The following is a 21,317-nucleotide window of genomic DNA, read 5'->3' on the forward strand; positions in this document are numbered from 1 at the left end:
TCATAAAAAAGGCCACCGGGGTGGCCAATAAGACTGACAATGTCGAGGGCGCCTGCGGGCGCCTTTTTTATTTTCCGGCGAGGGCACGCGGAAACAGAACGTTGTTCTCCAGGCTGATATGTTCCATCAGATCGTCGATCAGTTGGTTAATGCCGTTGTACATCGCTTTCCACGTGGTGCAGGCTTCCGGCGGCGGGGTGACATTGTTGGTGACGTGCTTAATCACTTCCAGCAGCTCGCCCGCTTCGTCGTGTTCGCTTTCCATGACGCTGATGGGACCCGCGGCCTGAGTCCCCATGCCCTGTTTGATCATCGGGAACAGGATCTGCTCCTCTTTCATCATGTGGCTGGAGAGCTCCTGGTGCAGCATGGTCAGGTATTTGGCTAAGCCGTTCGGCACGTTGGGCTTATCGGCATGCACCCGTTCAACTTTGCTGGCCTGCAGGATAAGCTCCGGCAGCTGTTCGCGATGGCGATCGTGGTAGCGAGCGATGATATGGTCGATGATTTCGGCATAGGGTGCGGTACGCCAGTCTTTCTCTACCGGCTCTTCCGCCAGTCTGGCCAGCTCGGCTTCGATCGCCGCGACGTCCAGCTCCTTACGCGCTGCGGCGCGTTCCAGCGTCTGTTTGCCGCCGCAGCAGTAGTCCATATCGTATTTACGGAACAGCGCGGAGGCGCGCGGAATCGTCAGCGCCAGCTCGCCTAAAGGTTGGTCACGAAAAGCCATAGCGAATACCTCGTCTTTAAAAATATAAGATGCATATTAAATGCATCTTATTGGCAAGGAAATACCCCTTTCGGATACCAGGCTATTTTTTATTCTCGCAGACCCGCGCCACAACCACCGGTTTTTGTGGTCGCGAACAGACCGCGTAGACCACGCCAACAACCAGTAGCAGGATGCCGCTGAGCGTCAGCAGCGGCGGCATGCTTTGTCGTAACAGGAAGGTATACAGCAGGCCCGCCAGCGTTTCGAAGACGATGAGCGGCCCGAGAATGACCGTTGGCAGCTTCTGGCTGGCGATATTCCAGCACAATGCGCCGACCCAGGAGCAGAGGACCGCGATGGCCAGCATCAGCGTCACGAAGATAAGGGGACGTGGGCCAAAGGGCAGCGGGAAGTCGACCTGCTGGGCATGCAGCCATCCGCAGGCAATCAGATAACCGGCCAGCGAGACCGGTAGCGTCACCAGCGCCTGCGCCGTCGCCCACATCATCGGATGCTTATCCGGGTTTTCCCGCAGCCAGCGTGCATTGCGCAACGCGTACCAGGCCCAGCAGGCCACCGATATCAGCGCCAGACCAATACCGGAACCGTAGCGCCAGATACTGAAATTGGGCAGTCCCTGGCGCAGTTCGGCAATATTGACGCACACCAGGCCGACAGCGATACAGGAGAGCGCCGGAAAGAGACGTCGCCACGGTAGCTTACCGTCGCGCTGGCTGTAGAGCAGGTTAGCCATCACCGGCAGCACCACCGGCAGGGTGCCGATAATCATCGTCGATACCGGCGCACCGGTGCGCTGAATGGCGCTGGCGAGACAAACGTAATAGATCAGATTGCCCATCATGGTCAGCCCCAGCGCCGTCCACCAGTCTCGTCCGGAAAGCTGTCGCAGTCGCGCGCGACCGAGCCATGCCAGCGGCAGGGCAATCAGCCCCAGCGCCAGATAGCGTCCCATGGATTGCAGCACCGCCGGGTATTCCGGTACCAGCACCGGGCCGACGAATATTAACCCCCACATCATCCCCGCCAGCAGGGCATACAACACACCACTAATCATCACGCCATCCGTACCGATTTCAGTTGGCTAAAGTGTAGAAGAGGCCGCGTCGGGAATATTGTATGAGATTGCGCATTAGCGCCGGGCGACCTGCTTTTGATAGCGCACCGGGGTGATGCCGTAGCGGCGGGTAAAGGCGCGGGTCAGGTGTGACTGATCGGTCAGACCGGTGGCGGCGGCCACTTCGGCAGCGGGCATGCCGTGGGTGAGGAAGGCTTTGGCGCGCCACAGGCGAATGGCCATCAGCATCTGATGGGGCGTGACGTGGAAATGCGCCTTAAACTGGCGCTGAAAGTGGTACGGGCTCAGGGCGGCAACCTGCGCCAGCTCATCAAGGGAAACGGCGTGCATATAGTTGTCATGCAGATAATCGCGTACGCGCTCGAAACGGTGGGCGGCTTCCGCGATAACCGGGGCGTGATGGGCCAGCGGGCGGAAGGTATCGATCACGTCGAGCAACAGACCCTGCTGAGCCAGCGGATCGTCGGTATGCCATAAGCCATAAATAAGCTGACAGAGCCGCTGCGAGCGCTGCGGATCCTGACGAACCACCTCACTGAACCACCAGTGGCGCACGCCGGTGACCTCTTCCAGCATCTGCGGCTCCAGATAGACCATACGGTAGCGCCAGCCGTCGGCGGTGGCCGCTTCTCCGGTGTGCAGTTCGTCAGGGTTCATGGTAATGATGGAGTTAACCGGCGCGACATGCTGGCTGCCGCGATAGCGAAAACGCTCGGCGCCGAGCTCTATCGCACCGATGCCGAAGGCTTCATGGGTATGGGGTTCGAAAGCGTAGCGGGAGATATGGGCATGGTACAGCTCAACGCCGGGCAGCTGCGCCGGATGGCGAAAGCGCGCGCTGTCTCTCTCATCGTTGAACTGTTCCGGTACGCCCTGCATTGCGTTTCTCCCGACGGATATCCTTTTATTATTGGGGATGACCCGCCGGGAAGCTACAAAAATTAACCTTTTTGTAACCGTTACAGAATGCCTTTGATGCTCTCAGCCAGCGGCGTCGTCGGGCGACCAATCAACGCGCTCAGGGTACGGCTGTCGTCAAACAGACCGCCTTTAGACGCGCCGATATCGGAGTCGGCGAGCATATCCGCCAGCCCTGCCGGCAGGCCGACGCTCTTCAGCGCAGCGGCGAAATCGGCTTCGCTCAGGTTCTGATACACCACGTTTTTACCGCTCTGCTTGCTCAGTGCGGCAGCCAGTTCGCTCAGGGTCCAGGCTTCATCGCCGGCCAGCTCGTACACTTTCCCGGCATGTCCCTCTTGCGCGATAACGCGTGCGGCGGCTTCGGCATAATCGGCGCGGGTCGCCGAGGCGATTTTGCCGTCACCAGCAGCACCGATAAACACGCCATGCTCAAGAGCCGGCGGCGCGCTGGCTAGATAGTTCTCGGTGTACCAGCCGTTGCGCAGCAGAGCATAAGGGATACCGGATTCGGCGAGCATTTTCTCGGTTTCAACATGCTCAACGTGCAGGCCAAGCGGGGATTTATCGGCATGCAGCAGGCTGGTGTAAGCGATAAATTTTACCCCGGCGGCTTTGGCGGCATGAATGACGTTACGGTGCTGCGGGGTACGCTGACCGACTTCGCTGGAGGAGATCAGCAGCAGTTTATCCACGCCCTGCAGCGCGGCGGTCAATGCCGCTTCGTCGGTATAATCGGCCTGGCGAACCACAATACCCTGCTGGCTCAGCGCTTCGGCTTTTGCCGGGTTACGCACAATGGCCACAATCTGGCTGGCGGCCGTGGTTTTTAACAGATTTTGTAGGACGAGGTGGCCAAGCTGGCCGGTGGCGCCGGTAATCGCGATCATCAGTATTCTCCTTCGTGTTGCGTGACAGTTGTGATAAGCTAACACCTTAACTAACTTTTAGTAAGTACGTACAAAAAGGTAAGTATGAAAATGGCGAATCCGACGCTAAGCGAACAGATGCGCGACGGTAATCTGTTTGCGGAAGAGTGCCCGTCACGTGACGTGCTGAAACATGTGACCAGCCGCTGGGGAGTGTTAATCCTGATCGCTCTGCGTACGGGAACCCATCGCTTCAGCGATTTACGCCGCAAGATGGGCGGCGTCAGTGAAAAGATGCTGGCACAGTCGCTGCAGGCGCTGGAGCAGGATGGCTTTATCAACCGGGTTTCGTATCCGGTGGTACCGCCGCACGTAGAGTATAGTCTGACCCCGCTCGGTGAACAGGTCAGTGAGAAAGTGGCGGCGCTGGCCGACTGGATTGAGCTGAATCTGCCCGTGATTCTGGCAAACCACGAGCAGGACGTTGCCTGACCGGAGAAGCCCGGATCGCGGCGGCAGTCGCTGATCCGGCCTGTCGCCGCGCGTTGTATTCCTGCTTTGTCGCCCCGCTAAGCGCAGCGCGAGCGGGAAGTGCAATTCGTTATTGACTCAAATCCAGCTGGTAAATCGCAAAACCGATATCGTCGGTAGCGACCTGATGCATCGGGTACTGCGCTTTCTCTTTAATAAATGCCGCGGCTTTTGCACCCGGAGAGGTTTCAAAGCGGATATCCAGCGGCGCTGGGCTATGAATCGGGGCCAGCCGCCAGTTGTTGTCGGCGGCCGGGTGGATAGCGCCCGCTTTTTTCGACTCTGCGCCGATCCATGCCGCCAGTACCGAACGGTTCTCGTCCGGGGAGGCAAAAGCAATGTGGCTATCGCCGGTTCCGGCAAATTTACCGCCGTAGGCGCGGTAGTTATTGGTGGTGACGAGGAAGGTGGCTTTGGGGTCAACAGGTTTACCGTTAAAGGTCAGATCCTTAATTCGTTCTGCCTGCGGGTGAATCATCTGACACTCGCCGTCGTAGCGCGCCGGCTGGGTGATGTCAATCTGGTAGTTTACGCCGTCAATCACATCAAAGTTGTAGGTACGGAAACCGTCCCAGTTGATTAACGACTGCGGTTTGCTGCTGCTGGGGTCAATCTGATTAAACTGCCCGGCGGAGCACTCCAGCCACTCTTTCACCTCTTTACCGCTCACCTTCATCACCACCAGGGTATTGGGATAGAGATACAGGTCGGCGGCATTGCGGAAGGTGAGCTGGCCTTTTTCCACCTCAACGAAGCTGGCAGGGTCGTTTTTACGGCCGCCGACTTTAAACGGCGCGGCGGCGGAAAGCACCGGCAGCTTCGCCAGATCCGGGTCGCCCTGGATAAAGTGTTCAACATAGGCCTTCTGCGCCATGTTCACGACCTGCACGGTGGGGTCGTCCTGGACCAGCGCCAGGTAGCTGTACATGTTGTCTGAAGACTGGCCGATGGGCTGGCTGACGAACTCGCGGGTGGCGTCATGATCGGCTTTCAGTACCTGCACCAGCCGCGTATCTTCCGCCGCCAGGGATTTTTTCGCCACGGCGTCATAGACAGGGCGCGCCTCGGCTTTGGCCTGAGCGACCCGCCATTGACCGGCATCGTTATTCAGCACCAGATCGACAACGCCAAGGTGGTCACCCCACATACCGGGCATCACGGCCGGGATGCCGTTCAGGGTGCCTTTGTCGATATCCGCACCCTGAATGCCGGCAAAATCTTTCCCCGGGAACACCGCATGGGCGTGGCCGAACATAATGGCATCCACGCCGGGCACCTGGCTGAGGTAGTACACCGAATTTTCCGCCATCGCGTGGTAAGGATCGGCAGATAGTCCCGAATGTGCGACCACCACCACCACATCTGCGCCTTTTTCACGCATTTCCGGCACATACTGACGCGCGGTTTCAGTGATATCGTTGACGGTCACTTTGCCGCTGAGATTGGCTTTATCCCAGGTCATGATTTGCGGCGGCACAAAACCGATATAGCCGATACGCAGCGTCTGCGTTTTGCCGTCGCGATCCTGCACCGTCGTCTCTTTAATCAGATACGGCGTAAACATCGGTTTACCGGTTTTGGTATCGATAATATTGGCGTTTACGTAGGGAAATTTCGCCCCGGCGAGCGCCTTGTGCAGGAACTCAAGGCCGTAGTTGAACTCGTGATTGCCGAGGTTACCTACCGCGTAATCCAGCGTATTCATCGCCTTATACACCGGGTGGACATCACCGCTGTTGAGCCCTTTGGCAGCCATATAGTCACCCAGCGGACTTCCCTGAATGACATCGCCGTTATCGACCAGCACGCTGTTTTTGACTTCCTGGCGAGCTTTTTCAATCAGCGTAGCGGTGCGCACGAGGCCAAATTTTTCCGTTGCGGCGTCTTTGTAGTAGTCGAAATCCATCATATTGCTGTGCAAATCGGTGGTTTCCATAATTCGCAAATCGACCGTCGCGGCGTTCACGCTGGCGGCAATCAGCGTGGCCAGTAACGTTGCGCTAAACTTAATCATCAGAGGCGTCCTTTTTATGAGCAATGACACAGAAGAAAATGTATGTACATCCTGTTGCTTACAGAAATGTGAATCATGCCGAAAACTGGCTCATGAAACCGCCATCGTTATCACAGATAGCGGAACTCGCAGCGATGCGATATAACTAAAACAACGAGTTAACGCCACTGTAACCAGATGAGGTGGAGAATGTTAGAACAAGTATGTCAACTTGCACGGATTGCAGGTGATGCCATCATGGAAGTCTATGATGGAAAGCAGCCGATGGACGTTGCCAGCAAGAAGGATGATTCTCCGGTCACCGCGGCAGACCTCGCCGCGCACAAGGTGATTATGCACGGCCTGCTGGCGCTGACGCCCGATATCCCGGTGCTCTCTGAAGAAGATCCCCCCGGATGGGAGGTGCGGCAGCACTGGCAACGCTACTGGCTGGTGGATCCGCTGGACGGCACCAAAGAATTTATTAAACGTAACGGTGAATTTACCGTCAATATTGCCTTGATTGAAAAAGGAAAACCGGTCCTTGGCGTGGTTTACGCGCCGGTCTTAAAGGTGCTGTATAGCGCAGAAGGCGGAAAGGCGTGGAAAGAGGAATGCGGCATGCGCAAGCAGATTCAGGTGCGGGATGCCCGACCGCCGCTGGTGGTTATCAGTCGCTCCCACGGCAACGATCCGGAACTGCAGGAGTACCTGGAACATATTGGCGAGCATCAGACCACCTCGATCGGTTCGTCGCTGAAATTCTGCCTGGTGGCGGAAGGTCAGGCCCAGCTTTATCCGCGCTTTGGGCCGACCAGCACCTGGGATACCGCCGCTGGCCATGCCGTTGCGGTAGCTGCCGGGGCGCACGTTCACGACTGGCAGGGGCGTACTCTGGACTATACCCCGCGTGAATCTTTCCTGAACCCCGGCTTCCGGGTCTCTATTTACTAAGCAGTTTGTGCAGCAGGGCGACCACCTGCTGCACTTCATCCTGCGTGAGCGCGCCATCTTTGGCCCACTGAACGCGACCGTCTTTATCCAGCACCACAATCGCTGAACTCTCCTCCTGCAGCTGCCAGGCTTTACGGGCCAGGCCGTTGCTGTCGACAATAAACTGCGACCAGGGGTAGAGCTGTTTGTTGCTCTCAATGCTGCTACGTACGAACATGCCGGAACCCGGAATGGCGTCATCGGTATTCACGATGGTGGTGGTCTGGTAACGGTCGTGCGGGAATTTGGCGGCCTTAATTGCCTCTATCAGAGTGGCATTTTTCTCTTTTGCCGACGTGCGTCCGGCGATGTGCTGCACCACGCGAACTTTTCCTGCCAGCTGCGAGCTATTCCAGTTTTTATAGCTAAACTTATCATTATCCAGAATTAATTCTCCCCGGTCGGCAATGCCAACCGGCGCGACGTGCTGGCCATCGACAAAATTATGCGCTGAGGCCATCAGCGGGAACAGGAGGCAGGAAACCGCCAGTAGCTTACGTAGGGTCATGATGAGTCCTTATTTTTATGCAGGTGATCCGACCACTTGGTCTCGTTTAAGCATAAGTGCGATTCCCCGGCATTACACGCAATCAGGGTGCCAGTTTGCGTGTTAACGCACATATTCGAAGGAAATCGGCGACTTATACTAACTTCTACGTATGTTTGAAAAGAAAGTTCTTAATTATTGTCATCAAAAGGTAAATAAACTTATGCATGCTGGGTATTACAGAAGTTCTGGACTATAGTTTCAGGGCATTAAAATTTGCGCTCCCGAATCGTGGGCCAAGTGTGGCACCACAAGAGCGTAACCCTGGCAGGAGACAACAATGAAAATTTTCCAACGCTACAATCCGCTACAAGTGGCGAAGTACGTGAAGATCCTGTTCCGTGGACGGTTATACATCAAGGATGTTGGCGCTTTTGAGTTTGATAAGGGCAAAATCCTTATCCCGAAGGTTAAAGACAAGCAGCATTTGTCTGTGATGTCTGAAGTCAATCGTCAGGTTCTGCGTCTGCAAACAGAGATGGCTTAACCTGAATAACGATATAGCTATGCGGTAAAAAAACGGCTCCTGATGGAGCCGTTGATGTTTCTGGCCTACCCCTTCATTTCCGCATAGCGTTTACGGTACTCGCCCGGCGGAATGCCGTTGTGTTTGCGGAAAATACGCGTGAAATAGACCGGGTCTGCGTAACCGACCGACAGGGCGATTTTGTTAAGCGGCAAGGAAGTACTCTGGATCAGCCATCGCGCGCGGTTAATGCGTTGCGCCTCGCGCCAGGCGTATACCGTTTGCCCCAGCTCATTTTTGAACAGATGCGCCAGCCGTGAAGGCGAGATAAAAACCATCGCTGCCAGGTTTTCAATTTTAATCTCCTGAGCAATATGCTCGTTAAGATAGTCACATATGGCGTTAATCCGCGGATCGTGAGCGTGGCGATTGCTGATCGGCTGTCGCTGAAAGCAGCTCAGGATCAGGCGCTCCAGCGCATTCATCGCCAGCGCTTCAGAAAGCGGGGCGGAAGCGGAATGATGGCGGATGACTTCATAGAAAAGATCGCGCAGATTTTGCAACTGTTCAGGATCGTTGACCGTTGTTTTGCCAATGCCGTGGCTCGTTTGATCCCATTTCAGCCAGTCTATCCAGTAGGGGCGGGGGATAAAGTAGATCCATAAATGATCCCAGTGCTCGCTGTGTTCATCCCGCCCGTAATGGTGGGGAACGCCGGGCGGGAAGAGCAGCAGATCGTTTGCACGAAACAGAAGGGAGCCATCGCCCGCTTTCGCGCGCGCCTGGCCGCGCAGAGTCAGATTGATGATGTAACCTTTCATCCCCTGCGGGCGGTTAATGTAGTAGTCCAGCTTTGACCCGCGGGTGATGGGGGTAAAGCCGGCGACGACCCAGGCGTTGAAGGTAAAGGTCTTCATCAATGGCGAGAAGTTCAGTAGCTCATTGATATCCAGTTCCATCGTTTCTCCCGCCTGAACGCCGCTGTCCGGTTAACTTTCGATGATACTAAATTCCCATGCCTTGAGACGCAACGGCTGGCCGCAGCTTACCTCATCCCCGCTCAACAGCGCGTTGCCTGATGTCTCGCTGATGAACTCCAGCGGTTCGCCGGAGTAGTTGAACAGGAAGTGGATGCGGTTGCCGTCACGGTTGCGCATCTGTTTAACCACCAGCGGATAGCGGTACGCCGACGTGCGCGAGCGCAGATCCAGGCCAGAGGTGAGGACGTCAAATAGCTGACTAACCAGCGTTTTCTGCGGCAGGAAGCCTACGTAAATCGCCCGCCCCTGGCCGTAATCTGCGTCGGTAGCGGCGGCATATTCGCTCCATGCCGGATGCTGATAGCGCAGCAGCGTGCGGGTAGTGGAGTCCGGCGTCAGCAGCTCCATCCACAGTTCGGCCTGATTGTCTTTACTGCAATCAATGTCTGCGCGGCATGAACTTACCGTGGTCTCCTCCGGCAGGGTGAACTGGCTGTAGCTCACGCCGCAGCTCTCGCGCAAAATCCCCGGCTGGGCGCCGGTTCGCACCTTGACGTTTTCATCGCTAAAGCCCGATTTAAAGCCGATCAGCGCTCTGCCGCCTTGTTCAATATAGCGATTGATGCGCGTAAGCAGGCCATCATCAGCGGCGTAAAGTCCGGGCACGATCAGCGCGCGGTAGCGCGAGGTTTCCTCATTAACATCATGGATAATATCGACACTGATATTGTGGTCGTACAGCGCATCGTGGAAGCGGCGAAAAATATCGTTATAAATATTGCCCTGCGTATCGCCGGGGCGGAACTGATTGAGGGCGTCCATTGCTTCATTGCTCACCAGCAGCGCGACGTCGTTTTCTGCTTTCAGCTCCGCCAGCTGCGGCGACAGGCGGGCGAAGTCAGCCCCGATAGTGGTCGCCTCCTGCCAGGTCGCATTGCGCGAGAAGTCGTGGCTTAACAGCCCCTTCCAGTAGGTCTCGAACGAGTTATGAATCGAATGCCAGTGCCAGTAGGAGACCATCGCCGCACCTGAGGCCACGTGGCTAAAGGCCTGCAGACGCAGCTGTCCCGGGAAAGGCGTCCACTGGGCGAAGCCCTGCGCCTGGGTTTCCAGTACGAAGTAGTTCTTACCCTGCCTGAGCGAACGGGTAATGGCGCCGCCAAAGGCGATTTCCCGCCCGGTCAGGTGCTTCTGACTCGGGTGATAGATATCGACACCGGCAATATCCAGCGCCTGCGCCGCCGCAAAATGGTCGACTCGCGGCTGCACGCCATAGGAGTAGCCGCGCCATTCAAAATCGAAGTTGTGGGTGACGAACTGATGCGGCTGGGCATATTCACGCACGATGTCCGCCTGCCAGGCGAGGTACTCGGTCACCTGCTGGCGCTGGTAGCGGGAGAACGCGCAGGCGAGGCTGGCGTTAATGGTATTTTCGACCGGTGGAAAATCCTGCCAGCTATCGATGCGGTTGCTCCAGTAGTCCAGACCAAAATCTTTATTCAACCGGGCGAGATCGGGATATTGTTCCCGCAGGCTGCGCACAAAACCTTCCTGCATATAGCGGCCGATATTATCGTAATGCTTGGTTTCGTTATCCAGCTGCCAGCCAATAATCGCCGGATGGTGCTGCACGTGCGCCATCAGAGTGCGGATAATCTTTTCGGCGTAGCGGCGAAAGGTCGGGTTGACGATATCCATGATTTGCCGCGGACCATATTTTTGCTGTCCGTCGACGGTGGTGACCAGAATGTCCGGATGTTTAGCCGCCAGCCAGGCCGGGACGGCGTAAGTCGGCGTGCCGATAATCACTGCGATCCCCGCTTCATGCATAGCGTCCAGCACCCGGTCGATATGGTAGAAGTTATACTCGCCTTCCTGAGGCTCCAGCGTACTCCAGGTCGATTCGGCAATCCGCACCACGTTAATGCCCGTTTCGCGCATTAAGGCGATATCTTTCGCTAACCGGTCTTCCGGCATATATTCATCGTAATACGCCACGCCATAAAATAAATCAGACATACAGGTTACCTCCTTGAATTAATGCACGGGTGCCGGCTGCGGGGAAAAAGTGCGCGCTTTGTCCAGCGTAATAAATGAAATCAGCGTAAAGCACAGGGCGATACTGCCGAGAACGATATAGCTGCTGGTAAAGCCCATGCTCTGGTACATATGGCCGATGCCGGTAGAAAGAAAAATAGAGCTAAAGCTTTTAGAGAACTGGAAGCCAATTAAGTAAACGGTGGCGGAAAGCATCGGGTTGAAATTGGCGAAGATATATTTTAATGCTGCAACCAGCAGCACCGAGCTTTCAAAACCGTGCAGTAGTTTAATCAGGCTAATGGATACCGGCCCCACTGCCCAGGCAGAACCGATAATGCGCAGGCTCATAATCATCCCGCAGTACAGCAGAGCATTTTTCGGGCCGATTTTATTCACGAACCATGGGGCAAAAAACATCACGACCGCATCAAGGAAAATCTGACCAGTGGTTAAATAGCCGAAGACCTCCGCGCCGCGCGCTTTGCTCTCAAAGAAGTGGCTGTAATAGATAGCGAACTGCTGGTCGTAGGTTTCATATACCGCGCCGACGCCAATCATATAGATGGCGAAGAACCAGAATTTCTTCATTTTCAGCAGCGATGTGGCGTCGCTTAAGGTGACCGGCGAAGCTTTCCCGCCCGGCATCACGCCCTGTTTATCCGCGCTAATCTGCATTTTCCAGACAATCACCAGCAGGCAAACTCCCGCGCAGCTGGCCAACCAGAAAATCATATTCTGATCGATCCCGTAGAGCTTACCTGCCGCAAAGGTACCGATAGCCGCGCCAATACCGCCAAACATTCTGGCGCGACCAAACTCAAACCCGGAAGCGCGGCTGACTTTATCAATATAGGCTTCGCAAATACCGCAACCAGCGCCATAGGCCATACCAATATAGATGCCGCCGGCCAGCGCCCCGAGAAAAACGTTAATTTTTAATAATGGCGCAAAGACGTAAATCCAGTAGGGGGCAAATAAAGTGATAATAATTGCCAGCAGCCACATGAGGTTTTTACGATAGACCAGTTTGTCGGAGATGAAACCGAATAATGGCTGAACGCAAACGGCAATAATCGCAGTAAAGGAATAAACCAGGCCGACATCAGTGTAATTAATGCCGATGGTTTCCGTTAACCACAGTGATAAATAAGGATAGCAGCATCCCCAGCCAATAAAGAAGAACAGGAAGAACAGACAGCTTATATAGTAATTCTTATTTGATTCAATCATGGTAATCCTCGCTCCCGTTGAACAGGAATATGATCGTGTAGACGCGAGCAAAGTTACCTTTTTGCGCGGAGGGGAGTCATGAAAGTTTCGCTATGGAACAGTAAAAATCTGCTATCGCCTGAGGGGCGTGAGCCGCCTCACATTCGGGCAATAAAAAAGGCGGAGTTTTCATCCGCCTTTTATGTTCGACCCAATAATTTACGCCGGCTCTTTATCGCTATTCACGGCGTCCGGCTGTTTCGGTACCAGCACGGTCGGTTTGTTGTCGATGCGGGTTACCAGCAGCTGGTCAATCCGGTAGTTGTCGATATCCACCACCTCGAATTTATAGCCGGAGAATTTCACCGCATCGGTGCGTTTCGGGATCTTACGCAGCATAAACATCATAAAGCCGCCGATGGTCTCGTAGTTGCCGGACTGCGGGAATTCGTCGATATCCAGCACGCGCATGACGTCGTCAATCGGCGTACCGCCATCAATCAGCCATGAGTTCTCATCGCGAGCGACAATTTGCTCCTCCAGTCCCTGACCGACCAGATCGCCCATCAGAGTAGTCATGACGTCGTTGAGGGTGATAATCCCCACCACCAGCGCATATTCGTTCATGATCACCGCGAAGTCTTCCCCGGCGGTTTTAAAGCTTTCCAGCGCTTCAGAGAGCGTCAGCGTATCCGGAACAATCAACGTATTGCGAATCTGTACGCCGCCGGTCAGCACCAGGCTTTGGTTCGCCAGCACGCGATTAAGCAGATCTTTAGAGTCCACGTAGCCGATGATGTGGTCGATATCTTCGTTACAGACCAGGAATTTGGAGTGCGGGTGTTCCGCCACCTTGTTCTTCAGGCTCTGCTCGTCTTCGTGCAGATCGAACCAGATGATATTTTCACGCGAGGTCATAGACGACGGAACGGTACGCGACTCCAGCTCGAAAACGTTCTCAATCAGCTCATGTTCCTGCTTACGCAGCACCCCGGCCAGCGCGCCGGCTTCTACCACGGCGTAAATGTCGTCGGAAGTAATATCGTCTTTACGCACCATCGGTATTTTGAACAGGCGGAAGATGTTGTTAGCCATGCCGTTGAACAGCCACACCAGCGGGCGGAAGACCAGCAGGCAGAAGCGCATCGGGTTGATGATACGCAAAGCAACGGCTTCTGGCGCAATCATACCGATGCGTTTCGGGGTCAGGTCAGCGAACAGAATGAACAGGCTGGTGACCAGGGTAAAGGAGATGATAAAGCTCAATTGCTCTGAAAGCTCAGCTGACATGTACTGGCTCAGCAGGCTGTGAAACGCCGGCGAGAATGCCGCATCACCGACGATACCACCAAGAATGGCGACGGCGTTGAGGCCGATCTGTACGACGGTAAAGAATGTGCCCGGGTTTTCCTGCATTTTGAGAACGCGTTGGGCGTTCACGTTGCCGTCATCGGCCAGCAGTTTGAGTTTGATCTTACGTGAAGCTGCCAGCGAGATCTCCGATATCGAAAAAAACGCACTGACAGCGATCAGACAAAGAATAACTAAAATACTATTTAACATAGTTTATCCAGCCGTTGAGGCCAGATCCTCGGAAGGGAAGTTGATAACTCTATAGTGGAATACATAAAAAACCGGTCCGAAGGCTCTGGACCGGCTATAACACAGGGTAGTATAGCGTAAGCGACTGTAAAGCCGCCAGAGCGTTAATTATTCACCTCAGTGATAAACGCTATTATGCCTGTGGGGGCAGACAGACGCCAATGCCTCCGATACCGCAGTAGCCGTACGGATTTTTGTGCAGGTACTGCTGATGATCGTCCTCGGCGTAGTAAAACGGCTTCGCCGGAGCAATTTCCGTAGTAATTGCGCGCGTGTCGTTGGCGTCGCGCATTGCGGCCTGGAAACGTGCCAGACTGGCCTTCGCCGCCTCATCCTGCTCTGGAGTCAGCGGATAGATGGCGGAGCGATACTGGGTGCCATGGTCATTGCCCTGCTGCATACCCTGGGCCGGATCGTGGTTCTCCCAGAAAACCTGCAGCAGCTGCGCGTAGCTGATGACCTGCGGATCGTACACAATGCGTACGGCTTCGGCATGGCCGGTGTCACCGGTACAGACTTCACGGTAGGTCGGGTTCGGCGTATAGCCGCCGGTATAGCCCGCTGCGGTGCTGTAGACGCCAGGCAACTGCCAGAACAGACGCTCAACGCCCCAGAAACAGCCCATCGCGAACAGGGCAACTTCCATCCCGTCCGGGACATTGGTCATGGAGTGGCCATTGACAGCGTGGAGTGTTGCCACTGGCATAGGGGTGTTGCGTCCTGGCAGCGCATCCGCCTGGGCGACAAGATGCGTTTTATCAAATAGACTCACGGTTGGCCTCTCAAAACATAAGTCGTGGTTAAGGTTGTAACGAAGCGTGTCTTTTTACACAATAAACATGCCCGATACGTCTAGATTTAAACATAAGAATTATTTGGTTTAGCGTTTCTTTTTCAACCCTAAGTTGTTGGGGTTTTATTAAGCCGTGGAACGGCGCTTTCGTTTCCTTCGGGGGGAAACAAGGATATTCAGGAGAAAACGTGCTACAAATCCGCCAGTTATGTATCACCAGCCTTTTGCTGGTCAGCGGGGTCGCTAGCGCCGCGAGCGTGCGTTTGCAGGTTGAGGGGTTATCCGGAGAGCTGGAAAAAAACGTCCGAGCTCAACTTTCTACGATCCAGAGCGACGAAGTGACGCCGGATCGCCGCTTTCGTGCGCGCGTCGATGATGCGATTCGCGAAGGGTTGAAGGCCCTGGGATACTACGAACCGACAATCGTTTTCGACCTCCGTCCGCCGCCGAAAAAAGGCCGGCAGGTGCTGATTGCCAAAGTCACGCCAGGTGAACCGGTACGTATTGGCGGCACGGAAGTCATCCTGCGAGGCGGTGCGCGCACCGACCGTGACTATCTGGATTTGTTAAAAAAGCGCCCGGCTATCGGCACCGTCCTGGATCATGGCGATTATGACAGCTTCAAGAGCTCGCTCACCCACGTTGCGCTGCGTAAGGGCTACTTTGACAGCGAATTCATCAAAAGCCAACTTGGGGTTTCTCTCGAGCGTCATCAGGCCTTCTGGGATATCGACTACAACAGCGGCGAGCGCTACCGCTTTGGTCCGGTCACTTTTGAAGGCTCGCAAATTCGCGATGAATATCTGCAAAACCTGGTACCGTTCAAGCAGGGCGACTACTACACCTCGCAGGATCTCGCCGAACTTAACCGCCGCCTGGCGGCAACCGGCTGGTTCAGCTCCGTCGTAGTGGCGCCGCAGTTTGAAAAGTCCCGCCAGACCAAAGTTCTGCCTTTGCAGGGCGTGGTCTCCCCGCGTAAAGAGAATACCGTGGAAACCGGGGTCGGCTACTCAACCGATGTCGGGCCGCGCGTCAAAGGGACGTGGAAAAAGCCGTGGATGAACTCCTACGGGCATAGCCTGACTTCCAGCCTCAGCCTCTCCGCCCCTGAACAGCAGCTTGATTTCAGCTATAAGGTGCCGCTGTTAAAAAGCCCGCTGGAGCAATACTACCTGATGCAGGGCGGTTTTAAGCGTACGGACCTCAATGATACGAAAGCCGACTCAACGACCCTTGCGGTATCACGTTTTTGGGAAATGTCGAGCGGCTGGCAGCGCGCGCTGAATCTGCGCTGGAGCCTTGACCACTTTACCCAGGCCAACGTCACTAACACCACGATGCTTATCTATCCCGGGGTGTCGGTAAACCGTACCCGCTCCCGGGGGGGGCTGATGCCGACCTGGGGCGACTCCCAGCGCTATTCGCTGGACTACTCCAACACCATGTGGGGCTCGGATATTAACTTCATCGTCGCCCAGGCGCAGGATGTATGGATCCGCACGCTCTACGACCGCCATCGCTTTGTGGTGCGCGGCAACCTCGGCTGGATTGAAGCCGATGACTTCAACAAAGTCCCGCCGGATCTGCGTTTCTTCGCCGGTGGCGACCGCAGTATTCGCGGCTATAAATACAAATCGATCTCACCGAAGGATGACGATGGCAAACTGATGGGGGCCTCGAAGCTGGCGACAGGTTCGCTGGAGTATCAGTACAACGTCAGCGGAAAATGGTGGGGCGCAGTCTTCGTCGACAGCGGCGAAGCGGTGAGCGACATCCGCAAAAGCGATTTTAAAACCGGCGCCGGCGTCGGCGTGCGCTGGCAGTCGCCGGTTGGCCCGATCAAGCTGGATATTGCCGCGCCGGTCGGCGATAAAGACGAACACGGTTTACAGTTTTACATCGGTCTGGGGCCTGAATTATGAGTTTATGGAAGAAGATAAGCCTCGGGGTACTGATCTTTTTGGTTCTGCTACTGGGGACGGTCGCGTTCCTGGTCGGCACGACCAGCGGCCTGCATCTGGTACTGAAGGCGGCGGACCGCTGGGTCCCGGGTCTGGAAATCGGCAAGGTGACCGGCGGCTGGCGTGACCTGACGCTGCAAAACGTGCGCTTTGCCCAGCCGGGCGTCGCGGTTACGGCCGGTCAGTTCCATCTGGCGGTCAAGCTACAGTGCCTGTGGGATAGCAGCCTGTGCGTGAACGATATTTCGCTGCGCGATATCTACGTGGCGATCGACACCAGTAAGATGCCGCCTTCTGCGCCGGTAGAAGAAGAGGACACGGGGCCGCTGAATCTTTCGACGCCGTACCCTGTTACGCTGAGCCGCATCGCGCTGCAAAACGTGAATGTCAAAATTGATAATACCGCCGTTTCGGTGCGGGACTTCTCCACCGGCCTGAACTGGCAGGAGAAGAATCTGACCCTGACGCCAACCTCGCTGCAGGGGCTGCTTATCGCGTTGCCGAAAGTGGCGAAAGTGGCGCAGGAGCAGGTGGTTGAACCGAAGATAGACCATCCGAAGCCGGAAGAAAAACCGCTCGGCGAGACGATGAAAGCGTTGTTCTCCCAGCCGGTGCTGCCGGAGATGACCGACGTTCATCTGCCGTTAAACCTGAATATCCAGTCGTTCCGCGGCGAGCAGCTGCGCGTCACTGGCGATACCGACATGACCGTCTACAGCATGCTGCTGAAAGTCAGCAGCATCGACGGGCACATGAAGCTGGATACGCTGGATATCGATTCCGATCAGGGCAAGATCAATGCCGCAGGCACCGCGCAACTGCAGGATAACTGGCCGGTAGACATCACCCTCAACAGTACGCTGAACATCGATCCGCTGAAAGGCGAAAAGGTGAAGCTGACCGTCGGCGGCGAAATGCGTAAAAAGCTGCAGATCGGCGTGGATTTAGCCGGTTCCGTGGCGATGACGCTACGTGCCGATGCCCAGCTGGCGGAAGCCGGACTGCCGCTGAATATGGAACTGAAGAGTAAACAGCTGTACTGGCCGTTCAGCGGCGAAAAACAGTTCCAGGCCGACGATGTACTGCTGAAATTTAATGGCAAGATGACCGACTACACCATGGCGTTCAGTACCGCGGTGAAGGGGCAATCGCTGCCGCCGGCGAAAATCACCCTCAATGCTAAAGGGAACGAACGGCAGGTGAACCTCGATAAGCTGACCGTTGCGGCGCTGGAGGGGAAAACCGAACTGAAAGCGCTGCTGGACTGGCAGCAGGCTATCAGCTGGCGCGGCGAGCTAACGCTCGACGGCATCAACACCGCCAAAGAGGTACCGGACTGGCCGTCGAAGCTAAACGGGATGATTAAAACTCAGGGTAGCCTGTACGGCGGGAGCTGGCAGATGTCGGTACCGGAGCTGAAAATCACCGGTAACGTTAAGCAGAACAAGGTTGATGTCAGCGGCTCACTGCAGGGTAACAGCTACATGCAGTGGAAAATCCCCGGTCTGCACCTGGCGTTGGGTAAGAACAGCGCCGAGGTGAAGGGAGAACTGGGGGTTAAAGACCTGAACCTGGACGCCACCATCGATGCCCCCAATCTGGACAATGCGTTGCCGGGGCTGGGCGGCACGGCGAAAGGGCTGTTGAAGGTGCGTGGCACCGTTGATGCGCCGCAGCTGCTGGCGGATATCACCGCGCGTGCGCTGCGCTGGCAGGAGTTGACCGTCGCTCAGGTCAACGTCAAGGGTGACGTGAAGTCCAGCGACCAGATCGGCGGCAATCTTGATGTGCGCGTCGACCGAATCAGCCAGCCGGGCGTCAATATCAGCCTGGTGCAGCTGAATGCCAAAGGGAACGAGAAGCAACACGACCTGCAGCTGAAAGTGCAGGGCGATCCGGTTTCCGGACAGCTGTCGCTGGCGGGGAGCTTCGATCGTAAAGAGGAGCGCTGGAAAGGGACGCTGAGCAATACCCGCTTCCAGACGCCGGTAGGGCCGGTTTCCCTGACGCGCAACATTGCGCTGGATTACCGTAATCGCGAACAAAAAATCAGTATCGGGCCACACTGCTGGACTAACCCGAACGCCGAGCTGTGCGTGCCGCAGACCATCGATGCCGGCGCCAGCGGACGGGCAGTGGTGAATCTGAACCGCTTTGATCTGGCGATGCTGAAGCCGTTTATGCCGGAGGCGACCCAGGCCAGCGGCGTATTCAGCGGCAATGCGGATGTCAGCTGGGACACCACCAAAGAGGGGCTGCCGCAGGGTAAATTGACGCTGAACGGTCGCAATGTCAAAGTCACCCAGATGGTCAACGATGCGCCGCTGCCGGTGGCCTTCGATACGTTGAACCTGACGGCGGAGCTGCATAACAACCGTGCGCAGCTCGGTTGGCTGATTCGCCTGACCAACAACGGTCAGCTGGACGGGCAGGTGCAGATTACCGACCCGCAGGGGCGCCGCAACCTCGGCGGTAATGTGAATATCAACAACTTCTCGCTGGCGATGATTAACCCGATCTTCGCCCGCGGCGAGAAGGCGGAAGGGAAGCTCAATGCGAACCTGCGCCTCGGCGGCGATCTGCAAAGCCCGCAGCTGTTTGGCCAGATGCAGTTGGGCGGTATCGATATTGACGGTAACTTTATGCCGTTTGATATGCAGCCGAGCCAGCTGGTGATGAACTTCAACGGCACCCGCTCAACGCTGCAGGGCACCGTGAATACCAAACAGGGCCAAATCAGTCTGAGCGGTAACGCCGACTGGACCCAGATTGACAACTGGCGCGCGCAGGTGGCGGCCAAAGGCAGCCGGGTTCGTATTACCGTGCCGCCGATGGTAAGGCTGGATGTTTCGCCGGATGTGGTCTTTACCGCTACCCCGAGCTTGTTTAGCCTTGATGGCAGCGTTGACGTTCCGTGGGCGCGTATCGTCGTCAACGATGTGCCGGAAAGTGCCGTTGGGGTCTCGTCTGACGAAGTGATGCTGGATAAAAATCTGCAGCCGATTAAGCAGCAGAGCGCCGGTATTCCCATCAACAGCAACCTGACGATTCACGTTGGTAACAACGTTCGTCTGAGCGCCTTCGGCCTGAAAGCGCGTCTGACCGGCGATTTGAAAGTGGCTCAGGATAAACAGGGGCTGGGACTGAACGGGCAGATTAATATCCCGGAAGGTCGCTTCCATGCCTACGGTCAGGACCTGATCGTACGTAAAGGCGAGCTGCTGTTCTCCGGTCCACCGGATCAGCCGTTGTTGAATATCGAAGCAATTCGCAACCCGGATGCGACAGAAGACGACGTGATCGCTGGCGTTCGCGTCACCGGCTCGGCCGATCAGCCGAAAGCGGAGATTTTCTCTGACCCGGTCATGTCGCAGCAAGAAGCGCTTTCTTACCTGCTGCGAGGGCAGGGTTTAAGCAGCGGACAGAGCGATAGTGCCGCAATGACGTCAATGCTTATTGGTATGGGGGTTGCACAAAGTGGTCAGGTTGTGGGTAAAATCGGCGAGACGTTTGGCGTAAGCAATCTGGCGCTGGATACCGAGGGAGTGGGCGACTCCTCCCAGGTGGTGGTCAGCGGCTATGTACTGCCAGGTCTGCAGGTAAAATATGGGGTAGGGATCTTTGATTCCCTGGCGACGTTGACGTTACGCTATCGCCTGATGCCTAAGCTATATATGGAAGCGGTGTCTGGCGTAGACCAGGCTCTCGATTTGCTCTATCAGTTTGAGTTTTAGCAATGCGAATATTTGTTTACGGCAGTTTACGACGCAAACAAGGCAACAGCCACTGGATGACCAACGCTCAGTGGCTGGGCGATCATAGTGTCAACGATTATCAGCTGTACAGCCTGGGCCACTATCCAGGCGCGGTGCCTGGCGAAGGCACAGTACATGGTGAAGTGTATCGTATTGACGCATCAACGCTGGCCGAACTGGACGCGCTGCGCACCAAGGGCGGTGAGTACGCACGTCACCTGATCCAGACGCCTTATGGCAGCGCATGGATGTATGTCTATCAGCGCCCCGTAGAGGGCTTTACGCTGATAGAGAACGGCAACTGGTTAGACAGAGACCAGTATTAACCACGGCAACGCCACCTTCGGGTGGCGTTGTTTTTTTATGTCTGCCATTCACCCGCAATGGCAGACATAAAAAACCTTTGATCGGACGACCGGCGGTCAGGTCTGCGGCACTGGCAGCGTTTGTCCCCCGGTGGCGCGTTGCTGACCGGGGCTACGGCGGGTGCGGTATTTGGTTTTGCCGCCCGGAGCGATGCCTTGGGGGCTGATGGCCGGTCTGCGGCACTGGCAGCGTTTGTCCCCCGGTGGCGCGTCGCTGACCGGGGCTACGGCGGGTGCGGTGTTTGGGTTTGCCGCCCGGAGCGATGCCTTGGGGGACTGATGGCCGGTCTGCGGCACTGGCAGCGTTTGTCCCCCGGTGGCGCGTTGCTGACCGGGGCTACGGCGGGTGCGGTATTTGGTTTTGCCGCCCGGAGCGATGCCTTGGAAGGCTGATGGCCGGTCTGCGGCACTGGCACCGTTTGTCCCCCGGTGGCGCGTCGCTGACCGGGGCTACGGGCAAGTGCGGTGTTTGGGTTCTGCCGCCCGG

General features: G+C 56.1%; 17 protein-coding genes. 6 read left to right on the plus strand and 11 right to left on the minus strand.

The window, feature by feature from the left end; translation table 11 throughout:
• Positions 1 to 67 precede the first annotated feature (67 nt).
• The 4 genes from ytfE to BV390_RS11990 form a co-directional block, all read right to left on the minus strand.
• Entirely contained in the window at positions 68 to 730 is a 663-nt protein-coding gene (gene ytfE / locus BV390_RS11975; RefSeq protein WP_032689816.1) for an iron-sulfur cluster repair protein YtfE, read from the minus strand.
• Between the two features lie 82 nt (positions 731 to 812).
• Positions 813 to 1,787: a DMT family transporter gene (locus BV390_RS11980; protein WP_032689815.1), complete on the minus strand. Its 975-nt coding sequence runs from the start codon at positions 1,785 to 1,787 to the stop codon at positions 813 to 815.
• A 75-nt stretch (positions 1,788 to 1,862) separates the two neighbouring features.
• Positions 1,863 to 2,687, minus strand: a complete 825-nt coding sequence (locus BV390_RS11985; protein ID WP_032689813.1) for an AraC family transcriptional regulator — start codon at positions 2,685 to 2,687, stop codon at positions 1,863 to 1,865.
• 80 nt (positions 2,688 to 2,767) lie between these two features.
• Positions 2,768 to 3,616 (minus strand): SDR family oxidoreductase, encoded by an 849-nt coding sequence (locus BV390_RS11990; protein ID WP_032698318.1) that lies wholly within the window; start codon positions 3,614 to 3,616, stop codon positions 2,768 to 2,770.
• Positions 3,617 to 3,706: 90 nt separating this feature from the next.
• Between BV390_RS11990 and BV390_RS11995 the strand changes: the two genes are divergently transcribed.
• On the plus strand, positions 3,707 to 4,087 hold the full coding sequence (locus tag BV390_RS11995; RefSeq protein WP_133960148.1) for a winged helix-turn-helix transcriptional regulator: 381 nt from the start codon (positions 3,707 to 3,709) through the stop codon (positions 4,085 to 4,087).
• A 109-nt stretch (positions 4,088 to 4,196) separates the two neighbouring features.
• Here the strand turns inward: BV390_RS11995 and BV390_RS12000 are convergent, their stop codons facing one another.
• Positions 4,197 to 6,140 carry a bifunctional 2',3'-cyclic-nucleotide 2'-phosphodiesterase/3'-nucleotidase gene (locus BV390_RS12000; protein WP_085396963.1) on the minus strand — a complete coding sequence of 648 codons (1,944 nt, stop codon included), beginning with the start codon at positions 6,138 to 6,140 and terminating at the stop codon, positions 4,197 to 4,199.
• A 189-nt stretch (positions 6,141 to 6,329) separates the two neighbouring features.
• Here BV390_RS12000 and cysQ point away from each other — a divergent pair, with 189 nt between their 5' ends.
• On the plus strand, positions 6,330 to 7,073 hold the full coding sequence (gene cysQ, locus BV390_RS12005) for a 3'(2'),5'-bisphosphate nucleotidase CysQ (RefSeq protein ID WP_032689810.1): 744 nt from the start codon (positions 6,330 to 6,332) through the stop codon (positions 7,071 to 7,073).
• Here the strand turns inward: cysQ and BV390_RS12010 are convergent.
• Positions 7,063 to 7,620: a YtfJ family protein gene (locus BV390_RS12010; RefSeq protein WP_085396964.1), complete on the minus strand. Its 558-nt coding sequence runs from the start codon at positions 7,618 to 7,620 to the stop codon at positions 7,063 to 7,065. The genes cysQ and BV390_RS12010 overlap by 11 nt on opposite strands.
• Before the next feature lie 319 nt (positions 7,621 to 7,939).
• On the opposite strand from BV390_RS12010, the gene BV390_RS12015 reads away from it, so the two are divergent.
• The gene (locus tag BV390_RS12015) at positions 7,940 to 8,146 is read left to right on the plus strand and encodes a DUF1107 domain-containing protein (RefSeq protein ID WP_004857160.1); all 207 of its coding nucleotides are present in this window, start codon (positions 7,940 to 7,942) and stop codon (positions 8,144 to 8,146) included.
• Positions 8,147 to 8,211: 65 nt separating this feature from the next.
• Here BV390_RS12015 and araC read toward each other — a convergent pair whose 3' ends face one another.
• From araC to msrA, 5 genes are all read right to left on the minus strand, one after another.
• A complete protein-coding gene (araC, locus tag BV390_RS12020; protein ID WP_032689808.1) occupies positions 8,212 to 9,084 on the minus strand; it encodes an arabinose operon transcriptional regulator AraC in 873 nt (290 codons plus the stop codon).
• A 30-nt stretch (positions 9,085 to 9,114) separates the two neighbouring features.
• Positions 9,115 to 11,124, minus strand: a complete 2,010-nt coding sequence (locus BV390_RS12025) for a beta-galactosidase (protein ID WP_032689807.1) — start codon at positions 11,122 to 11,124, stop codon at positions 9,115 to 9,117.
• An 18-nt stretch (positions 11,125 to 11,142) separates the two neighbouring features.
• Complete coding sequence (locus BV390_RS12030) at positions 11,143 to 12,375, minus strand: oligosaccharide MFS transporter (RefSeq protein WP_046853209.1); 1,233 nt, start codon at positions 12,373 to 12,375, stop codon at positions 11,143 to 11,145.
• Between the two features lie 198 nt (positions 12,376 to 12,573).
• Positions 12,574 to 13,917 (minus strand): polyamine export protein PaeA, encoded by a 1,344-nt coding sequence (paeA, locus tag BV390_RS12035; RefSeq protein ID WP_032689805.1) that lies wholly within the window; start codon positions 13,915 to 13,917, stop codon positions 12,574 to 12,576.
• Positions 13,918 to 14,089: 172 nt separating this feature from the next.
• Positions 14,090 to 14,728 carry a peptide-methionine (S)-S-oxide reductase MsrA gene (msrA, locus tag BV390_RS12040; protein ID WP_032689804.1) on the minus strand — a complete coding sequence of 213 codons (639 nt, stop codon included), beginning with the start codon at positions 14,726 to 14,728 and terminating at the stop codon, positions 14,090 to 14,092.
• A 209-nt stretch (positions 14,729 to 14,937) separates the two neighbouring features.
• Here msrA and tamA point away from each other — a divergent pair, with 209 nt between their 5' ends.
• The 3 genes from tamA to BV390_RS12055 are packed head-to-tail and all read left to right on the plus strand — an operon-like array spanning position 14,938 to position 20,791.
• Positions 14,938 to 16,671: an autotransporter assembly complex protein TamA gene (gene tamA, locus BV390_RS12045; RefSeq protein ID WP_032689803.1), complete on the plus strand. Its 1,734-nt coding sequence runs from the start codon at positions 14,938 to 14,940 to the stop codon at positions 16,669 to 16,671.
• Positions 16,668 to 20,444 (plus strand): autotransporter assembly complex protein TamB, encoded by a 3,777-nt coding sequence (gene tamB / locus BV390_RS12050; protein WP_046853208.1) that lies wholly within the window; start codon positions 16,668 to 16,670, stop codon positions 20,442 to 20,444. The genes tamA and tamB overlap by 4 nt, the downstream gene beginning before the upstream one ends.
• A gap of 2 nt (positions 20,445 to 20,446) precedes the next feature.
• Positions 20,447 to 20,791: a gamma-glutamylcyclotransferase family protein gene (locus BV390_RS12055; protein ID WP_004857174.1), complete on the plus strand. Its 345-nt coding sequence runs from the start codon at positions 20,447 to 20,449 to the stop codon at positions 20,789 to 20,791.
• Positions 20,792 to 21,317 lie beyond the last annotated feature (526 nt).

The organism is Klebsiella sp. YJ (genome assembly GCF_002108615.1).
Classification (GTDB): Bacteria; Pseudomonadota; Gammaproteobacteria; order Enterobacterales; family Enterobacteriaceae; genus Klebsiella; species Klebsiella planticola.